This window comes from Pseudomonas sp. SDO55104_S430, from assembly GCF_054070595.1.
In genome coordinates, this window is record NZ_JBSVXG010000215.1 from 1 (window position 1) to 9589 (window position 9589).

Below are 9589 nucleotides of genomic sequence, written 5' to 3' on the forward strand. Positions count from 1 at the left end.
CCGACAAAGATGCTGGCTGACCCACCGCATTCGCGAGCAAGCCCGCTCCCACATTTTGATCTGTGTTCAGTCAGAGGGTTTGGCCCGCCGAGCCTTGAAAAACTCACTCAGCACCGCCCCACACTCCTCCGCCAGCACCCCGCCCTCATACATCACCCGGTGATTCAAAAAGCCCTGGGTAAAGAACTGCCCCTGGCTCTGCACAATCCCCGCTTTGGGTTCCAGCGCGCCGTAGACCACTCGCGCAATCCGCGAATGCACGATCAACCCGGCGCACATGCTGCACGGTTCCAGCGTCACGTACAGGGTGCTGCCGGGCAGGCGATAGTTGCTCACCGCCTGTGCAGCAGCGCGGATCGCGACCATTTCGGCGTGGGCGCTGGGGTCGCTGCCGCTGATCGGGCAGTTGAAGCCGCGGCCGATGATCTCGCCGTCCTGCACCAGCACCGCGCCCACCGGCACTTCGCCAAGGGCGGCACCTTGCGCGGCGAGGGCCAGGGCTTCGCGCATGAAGTCGCGGTCACGGCTGCGGTCGATGATCGCCGCAGGTCTGATCTGACGCATCACGCCACCTCGATGGCGGCCATCAGGCCGGTTTCCATGTGGTCGATCACGTGGCAGTGGAACATCCACACCCCAGGGTTATCCGCCACCAGCGCCACTTGCGCGCGCTCGTTCTTGCCCAGCAGGTACGTGTCGGTGAAGTACGGAATCACCTTGTGCCGGTTCGAGGCGATCACCTTGAAGCTCATGCCGTGCAGGTGGATCGGGTGCTGGTACTGAGTCATGTTCTTCAATTCGAAAATGTAGCTCTTGCCCTTCTCGAGCTTGGCGATCGGGCGATCGGCGCAGGTCTTGTCGGTGATGTCCCAGGCCTTGCCGTTGATCTGCCACAGGCTCGGCGGCTTGCCGTTCTCGACGTTGACCGACACCGAGCCCACCCATTCGAAATTGAAGTTGAGTTTCTCGGCATTGGCCAGGTCCGGCTCGGCCACAGGGTTGGCGGGCAGCGCAGGCGGCCACTCGGTCGGCGCATCGCTGTTGGCCACCGAGCGGAAAGTGCCCAGGCGTACCGGGCCGTTGCGCAGGGACAGCTCTTCACCGGCAGCCGGCGCCTTGATCGCCAGGCAAATGCGCATGCCGGGGCCGAGCCAGTATTCCTTGCCCAGTGGCCGAGGTTCCACCGGGTTGCCGTCCAGCGCGTAAATCTGTGCCTCGACGCCCGGAATATTCAGGCGATAGGTCAGGGTGTTATCCAGATTGAGCAGGCGCACGCGGGTGATCTGCCCGGCCGGCAACTCGATCACCGGCTGCGGCACGCCGTTGATGGTCGCCAGGCGCCCGGCGGTACCGCCACGGGCCGCTTCCCGGGGAATGCTGAACTCGACGAAATTGCCCTCGTCATCGATATGCCAGTTCTTGAGGCTAAGAGTTTTCTCGTACTTGAAACCGGTCGGCTCGCGCTCTTCGATGATCAGCGGCCCGACCAGCCCGCGGCCCAGTTCTTCGCTGCTGTTGACGTGGGGGTGATACCAGTAGCTGCCGGCATCCGGCACGCGGAACTTGTAGTCGAAATATTCCCCCGGCAGCACCGGCAATTGCGACACGTAGGGCACGCCATCCATTTCCAGCGGCAGGCGGATGCCGTGCCAGTGGATGGTGGTCGCCACCGGCAGGTGGTTGATGAAGCGTACCCGCAGCCACTCGCCCTGACGCACCCGCAGTTCGGTCCCCGGCGCCGACGGGCCGAACGCCCAGGCCGGGGTCTTGTGCCCGGCCACCAGTTCGACGTCCAGCGGTGCGGCAATCAGCTCATAGTCGTGGCCCGCCTCGGCATCGGCCATCTTGCCCAGCCAGTAGCGCGACGCGCCGCCTGCGCCCACGCCAACGACAACAAGACCGGCCAGGCCACCGAGGATTTGGCGACGGGTAAAGGACATGAACTCAACTACCTCACGTATCAGCGACAGGCACCGGGCCTGGAAAAGGCGAATACGATACACCTGCGATTGCGAAACAGTAAGGGCAGCGCGGCGGATGGACGCAGGCTGCGGTAGATAAGTAGCGCATTACCCACCGGCTAACTGGCCACCCTTGAGCCCCCCTCACTCAAGGAACACAGCCCATGAAACCGCCACAACCCGACGCCTTACCCAACACCGCCGACCGAGAAGCCCTCAAATCACTGGTCCCCACCCTGGTCGAAGCCTGCCCCGACCTGTACGAAATGGCCTGTTCGATCTCGCGGGACATTCTGGCCAAACATGGCCTGACCCACCTGCAACCCGAACAGGTTTACTTCCACCGCTTTCACGCCGCCCAAAGCAGCCCGCTGACCTTCACCGGCTGGGAGCACCGCGTGGAAATCCCTCGGGAATCCCTGACACTGCCGCAACTGGTCATCCAGCGTTTCAGCGTGCACGACCAGGACAACGCCGACCTGCTCGACGCCGACGCGGGCTTCTACACCGCAGGCCCGGATGCCGGTAACTACGACCAGAGCAACGAAGTCCGGCTGCACGCCAGCGATGTACTGAAGGCGTTCTGGGACATCAACTTCGCCGATCAGTACCGGCAACGGGTCAAGTCGTTCTGGGCCAAGCACAGCAAGACCTTCAGGGCCTTGGCCAAATGCACCTTCCTGGCCAAGGCCATGGAGGACCGCGAAAGCGGGCGACTTTCGGACGAAAATTTCAAGACCGTGGTCAGGGCCGTGGCCGGCAACGTCAGCTGGCCGGTGACGCGGCAAATGCTCGAAGACGATGCCCCGCCGGCTAAGGAGGTGCGCGTCAGCCTGCTGAAAATCGGCGGCTTCGTCGCCACCGACATTCTGTGCATCGTCGATGCCCGGGGCCGCAAGATCATCTATACCCCCGGCGAAGTCTGGGGCGTGCACGCCCTGCAATCCGATCGCCACGTGCATTGGTGGGTGCTGTCGAAAACCAGGACGCCGTCCGATCGCAAACGCTTCATGGCGCATTTTCAGGTGGCCGACCACGACATCATGGAAGACACCTCCTCGCGCCAGAGCGCCAAGCGGCTGTGGCTCGATGCTCTGACTCCGAGCGCAGCGCTGGCCTCGCTGATTTTCCGCGAACCGCACATCGAGAATGTCGGGCTCACCCATGTGCTCGATCTGCTGGTCAGCACCTGGGACAGCGACAATCACAATCTGGTGGCAGACCTGGCGGAAGCGCTGGATGGCGATGCGTTCACTTTCCTCGCCCACACGACCCATGCCCGGATGATCAGCGATGCCGAGTTCATGCTGCATTCCAACGGCGAGCTGCGTAAAAAACTCTGGGTGGGTTATCTGAACGCCTTCAACCGCATGTTCGGCCCCATGGCGGCGGTGGGTTGGCCGGTGGCGCTGGCCGTGGTCGGTGCGGGCATCGCCAACGTCGGCCTGCAGATCGATCAGGCGGTCAACGGCAAGACCCCGATGGCGCGCAAGTCGGCAGTGACTGCAGCGATTTTCACCGCCATCGATACGCTGTTCAACGCGACTTTCCTGGGCGGCGAAGCGCTTCCGGAAATCGCCGAAACCTCGATGCTCATCGAAGAAGAAGAGGCACTGGTCGGGGCAGAGAAAGCCCGCACACCGCTGCCGCCGCTGGAGGACATCGCACCGAAACAGGTGCTGCCCGCGGCGCCGGAAGATTTTCTCGAATCCTTCAAGACCACCATCACCGAACCCACCCGCGCCGACTTCGACAACCCGAGGTTCCAGGAAATCATCCTGACTCCGTCCGGCAAGCGCTACATCATGATGCGCCGCCGTGGCGTCGACGCGTTCTTCCAGGTCCGTTATGTCGAGCAGATGCGCGGCTGGATCATCATCGATCCGGTGCATCCCTATTCGTTCTATCGCAATGTGCCGGTGCGCCTGAACGAGGCGCTGAAATGGGAACCTGCCGCCCGCCCCGGCCTGCGCGGCGGCATGAAGGTGTTCGGCGACTGGCCCTGGGGGCACACCGCCAATCCGCTGCCCGAAGTCACGCTGGAACCGCTGCCCTACGACGTTCCACAACCGTCCACCACGGCAATGCGGCCTTTGGCCGACGCCCATGTCGATGATTTCCCGCTGGACGCCGTGCACGGCAACGACAGCCTCTACCAGGACTTCAAGGCCCTGCGCCGCAGCCTGTACGACGATGCCATCGAGTTCTACAAAAACCCAAACCTGCCACCCCGCCCGCTCGTGCCGACCTTCAAACCCTCGACGCCCTCCGCCGACATGAGCAAGCGCCTGTTCAAGGAAGGCACCGGCCTGGTCATGGGCCAGGACGGCACCGCCACCGGTGCCAGGCGCACGCTGATCGACAACTTCAAGGTGTTGAACAAGCAGAAGGTCAGGACCCTGTACCTGGACCGGCTGATGACCGATTTCCATCAGGCCGATCTCGATCTTTTCCACCGGACCGGGAAGATGCCGCCCACGCTGGAAGAGTCGCTCAAAGCCCTGGATATGCGCCTGGGCGGCGACCCGGCCGGTCCCCACAGTTACACGGCGCTGATCAAGGCCGCGCAGAAAAACCACATCCGCGTGCAAGCTATCGACTGCCTGGCCAGCCGGCGCTTCCCGCACATGGAGCACACCGGCAAGGTCAGCAGCCGCAAGATGATGAACTTCTATTCCGACTCGGTGATCCGCGCCGACCAGAGCGCACGCGGCGCCAATCGTTGGGTGGCGCTGGTCGACGATGAGCGCGCGAGCAGCCTGGACAACGTGACCGGCCTGGGTGAGTTGCAAGGCACTGTCGTGCTACGGGTGGAAGAAGTGCCAGTGGGCAAGGCAGACGGCTTGTCGGTGGATCCGGGCAGGAAATTGCTGGACGTGCTGGGCCGGCCGATCGATCTGGTGAAAAGCGACCTGCGCCTGCAACTGGCCTCGCCGCCGCCGACGATCACGGCCAACAGCCTCGACAACGCACTGCCCACAAGAGGCATGTTCATGATCGAGGAGTCCGCCACGATCATCCATCGCAGCGGCGACGGGTCTCTGGTCCGCACGACGATCCAGCACGACAGCGGCGGTTTTCTCGTGATTCGCCCGCGCTGGAGTTCGGTCAGCGGGCGCCACTTCGACAGCCTCCATGAATTGGCCGCGGCTCTGGAAGAAGAGGAAGGGCTGTCGCTGAGGCGCGTGCGCATCGATCCAGCGGCGAAAGGATCGTCGACGCTTGAACCGCTGCCCGCCAGTCCCGGTCCGAGCAAGCTGCCCAGCGCGGAGTCGACACTGCCCGACACTGCGCTGATCCACTCACCCTATGAAGTCCCGCCGCCACTTCGCGGCCCCTTGAAGCGGGCGGCCTTCAACTTGGACAGCAAGTCACTGAGTGATCGCATCATTACCCTGGACGACGAGGTTCACTTGAAAACCTTCAAGTCCCTGCGCAAACAGTTGTATGAGACTGCGACGAACTTCTTTGCCAATCTGCATCTCGCCGAGCGCCCGTCGATACCGTCCGTTGACCCAACTGCGAGCGCCGAAGCGTTCATCGACGCGTGGCTCAAGGAGTTCGAAGGGCTGGTGATCGGTGAAAGCCATGGCGAAATCGGCAGCAAGCAATGGCTGATCGAAAACATGCCCCTGCTCGCGCGCAAGGGCGTGAAGACCCTGTACATGGAACACCTGCTCACGGACTTTCATCAGGCGGCGCTGGATAACTTCGCCAGCACCTCGGTCATGCCCGCAGACCTCGAGCTGTACCTGCAAGCACTGGACAACGGTCACATGACCGACCCGCTGAGGCGTTTCAATTTCCTCGAAGTGGTGAAGGAAGCCCACCGCAATGGCATCCGGGTCCAGGCCATCGACTGCATGGCCAGTTACCGGCTTCAGGGCATGGCGACTCTCAACAAGACTTCCCGACTGAAGATGATGAACTTCTTCGCCCAGACCATCATCGACGCCGACCAGGCCGCGCGCGGGCCGCACAAGTGGGTGTCGCTGATGGGCAACTCTCACGCCAATACCTACGAGGGTGTCGCCGGGGTCAGTGAACTGGAGAAGGCGCTGGGGCTGCGCATCGAGGATGTGAGCATGGGACAGGGACGCGGATTCGAACCGGACCCGGGCAGAACCTTCGTCGACGATCTGGGCCGGCCGACCGCTCAGGTCAGGAGTGATTTACGCCTGCAAGTGGCGACGCCCTGGAAGGGAAAGTCGAGCCAGGAAATCGAACAACTGCTGAGCAGACCCGGGATGTACACCCTGACCCGCGAGCCCGGCGGTACCTGGCTGATTCACCGGGGACGGGACAACAGCATCGTGAAAACCCTTATCGACTTCGAGTCCGGCCGCTACTTCATCGAGCGCCCCACGTGGCCGACGCTGCATGAGAAACGCTTCGACAGCATGCAGGCATTGATCACTGCCATCGAGGGGCGGGGATTGAAGCTTGCTGGCTGATCAACATTTTGAGGTGAGGGGATTGCCCCTCACCACACTTACTCAAGGAACAGAGTCTATGGAACCCACATCCCCTCATCCCCTGCCCAACGCCGCCGACAAGGCCGCCCTCAAAGCCATCGCCACCAACCTGATCAACGCTTGCCCAAGCCTGCACGACACGGCCCACGGCATCGCTGCGGACCTGCTGAAAAAATACGGCGTCGTCGGCCTCGATCCCGATCAGGTCTACTTTCATCGCTTCAAGACCGCGCAAAGCCTGGCCCCCTCGTTTACCGGCTGGCAGCACTACGCGGAGAAACCCTACGAATCCCAGACCCTGACGCAACTGGTGATCCACCGTTTCCGCGCCACCGACCAGGACAACGCCGACCTGCTGGATCTGTACGGCGGCTTCTATACCGCCGGCCCCGAAGCCGAAAACTTCGATGCCTCCAATGAAGTGCGCCTGCACGGCAACGATGTGTTGAAGGACTTCTGGGACATCGATTTCAGCACCCTTTATCGCAACAAACTGCAGGCCTTCTGGAGCGATTATTCCAGCGATTTCCGCACACTGGCCAAATGCAGTTTCCTGAGCAAGGCCATCGAAGCGCGGGACAGCGGGCAGCTCAGCGACACGGACTTTCAGACCGCCGTCAGTGCAGTGATCGGCCCGCTGACCTGGCCGATCAGCCTGCACACGCTGCAAAGCGAATTCCCGGTCGGTGAAGATCTGAAGGTCTGCGCACTGGACGTCGCCGGCCATGTGGCGACCGACATACTGCGCATCATCGCCCCCTCGGGCCGGCAGATCCTCTACGTACCCGGCGATGTCGAAGCGTTCCATGTCATGGAAACCGCCGCCGCCATGCACTGGTGGATCCTCGACCAGCTGAACGAACGCGCGCCTCGCCAACTGTTCCTCAAGCATTTCCCCCTCGCCGACCAGCAGCAGATCACTGAAGGTATCACCGACCTGATGAACCGGCTCGTCAGTACCTGGGGACATTCCGACCACCATCTGATCAACCAGAAAAACCTGCCGGTCACCGGCGACGCCTTCACCTGGTTGCGCGACAGGACGCGAGCCGCGATGTCCGCCGAAGCCGACCTGTCCCTGACCTCCAATGGCGACCTGCGCAAGAAATTGTGGATCGGTTACCTGAGCGCCGGCTTGAAGGTGTTCGGCCCGATGGCCGCGGTGGGTTGGCCGGTGGCATTACCGGTGATCGGCGCGAGCCTCGCCAGCATGGGGCTGAACATCGATCAGGCGGTCAACGGCAAGACCTCCGCCGAGCGCAAGGCCGGGGTCATCGGGGCAGTCTTGAGTGGCATCGATCTGCTGTTCAATCTGCCGTTCCTGAAAGGCAGCGGATCACTGGCGGAAGTAGGCGCCGAGCTGGAGGCCGCCGAGGCTGCCGAATGGGCGGACCTGAAACCCGAGCCACCGGAACTCTCGAACGAAATCGGCCCCGTCCCGGAAGAACCGCCTGCGCCCTCCACTTCCGACATCCCGCAAAAATACCAGTCCAATGAACTGCTGGCCTGGTACAAGCCGGGCACCGAGCCCGGGAGATTCCAGGGCATCTACCGACTCGCCGGCGACCCGCCCTACGCCATTTCGATGAACAACAGGGCCTATTACGTGCGCTACTTCACCGACTCCCAGGGTGGCGGATTCTGGGCGATCGTCGACCCGGTGCGACCCAACCAGCTCATCCACTCGATACCCGTGCGCCTGAATGCACAGGGCAATTGGGAGCGCATGCCGCGTCACGGCCTCAAGGGCGGTGGCCTGTGTCAGGGCAAACAGTGCGCGGTGGACATCGAGCTCGACGAACGCTTGCCAGAGCCTGCACCTGAATCGAGCGCCTCGCCGTCACCCGAGCCTCTACCCAGCGACATCCATCTGGTGAAAACCCACTATGACGTCGACCCCGCCCTTCGAACCGAATTGAGAAAGTGGGCCCTGCAACTGAACGAAACCCACGTTCAAGTGCAGCTCGGACCGAATGGCAACCTGATCCCGGTGGATCGCTACGGCCCGAACTTCGCCAGCAGGGCGCGGGCACTGGTCGGCGCCGCCGGGCGCTTCTATCAGCTCATGTCCTGGCGCAGTCTGCCGCTGCGTCCCGCGATACCCACGGTCTCCCCTTCGACCACCTTCCCCGAGCTGATCAGCCTGATCTTCAAGGAAGCGCCGGGCATGGTTCTCGCGGAAACACCGGGACGCATCACCAGCATGCGCCTGCTGATCGAAAACATGCCCGGCCTGGCCCGAGAGGGCGTGCGGACTCTCTATGTACGTCGCTTGCTCAACGACTTTGCCCAGATCGATCTGAATGCCTACTTCGAGTCCGGCGTCATGTCCAAGGACCTGCGCGAATACCTGACCAGCCTGGGCACCGATCCCGCCGGGCGTTTCAACGAGCTGGAACTGGTGAAAGCCGCAAGAGAGAACGGCATCCGCGTCCAGGCCACGGACTGCGCCGCGACCTACCGCAAGCCGATGCCCTTCCTGCGCAGCGAAGAACAGATGAGCACCAACCACCTGACCGCCAACATCATGTTCATGGACCGCACCCTCAATGGCGCCGGCAAGTGGGTGGCCGTGACCGGGGTGGAAAACACCAACGTGTTCAGAGGAATGGCCGGCGTCAGCGAGCTGGAAGGTGGCATCGGCGTGCGGATCGAAGAAGTCAGCCCAGGCCAGGGCGAGCGCATTTCCCCCGATCCGGGCATCGAGATAAAACGCGGCCCCGTCCAGCAGCCCAACCCGATGCGCGGAACCTTCGATCCCTTTCATGCCAACCTGCTGGTCCGCGTGGAAGCGCCCGCGGTCATCCGCGACGAACTGCAAACCAGCAAGCTGCTCTATCGTCCGGGCATGTACGTGTTCGAAGGTGCACAGGGCGACTACACACTGGTTCACCGCAGCCAGACCAACATGCTTGTGCGAACACCCGTGCGGACCACCGCTGCCGGGCAGCTCTACATCGTTCGCCCGTCATGGGGGGAGCAAGTCAGTGATGTGCGCTTTGGCAATCTCGAGCAACTGTCCGAGGCGCTGGAAAGCAGAGGGCTGAGCTTGCAGAGCCGCCTGCCTGACTGAAACCCGAACTCTGTATATCACTTGGCCCCCTTGTGGGAGCGGGCTTGCTCGCGAAGGCGGTGTGTCAGGCGACGGAGATG

Annotated in this window: 4 protein-coding genes; 2 read left to right on the forward strand and 2 right to left on the reverse strand. The window is 62.7% G+C overall.

What is annotated here, in order from left to right:
• Positions 1-66 precede the first annotated feature (66 nt).
• Together tadA and ACW9JE_RS25190 are read right to left on the reverse strand one after the other, a co-directional pair.
• On the reverse strand, positions 67-564 hold the full coding sequence (tadA, locus tag ACW9JE_RS25185; RefSeq protein WP_457434274.1) for a tRNA adenosine(34) deaminase TadA: 498 nt from the start codon (positions 562-564) through the stop codon (positions 67-69).
• Complete coding sequence (locus tag ACW9JE_RS25190; RefSeq protein ID WP_457434275.1) at positions 564-1940, reverse strand: multicopper oxidase family protein; 1377 nt, start codon at positions 1938-1940, stop codon at positions 564-566. Before ACW9JE_RS25190 ends, tadA begins: the two co-directional genes overlap by 1 nt.
• A 185-nt stretch (positions 1941-2125) precedes the next feature.
• On the opposite strand from ACW9JE_RS25190, the gene ACW9JE_RS25195 reads away from it, so the two are divergent.
• Both ACW9JE_RS25195 and ACW9JE_RS25200 read left to right on the forward strand, forming a co-directional pair.
• The gene (locus ACW9JE_RS25195; RefSeq protein ID WP_457434276.1) at positions 2126-6415 is read left to right on the forward strand and encodes a membrane-targeted effector domain-containing toxin; all 4290 of its coding nucleotides are present in this window, start codon (positions 2126-2128) and stop codon (positions 6413-6415) included.
• 58 nt (positions 6416-6473) lie between these two features.
• Complete coding sequence (locus tag ACW9JE_RS25200) at positions 6474-9509, forward strand: dermonecrotic toxin domain-containing protein (protein ID WP_457434277.1); 3036 nt, start codon at positions 6474-6476, stop codon at positions 9507-9509.
• The last annotated feature ends 80 nt before the right edge of the window (positions 9510-9589 follow it).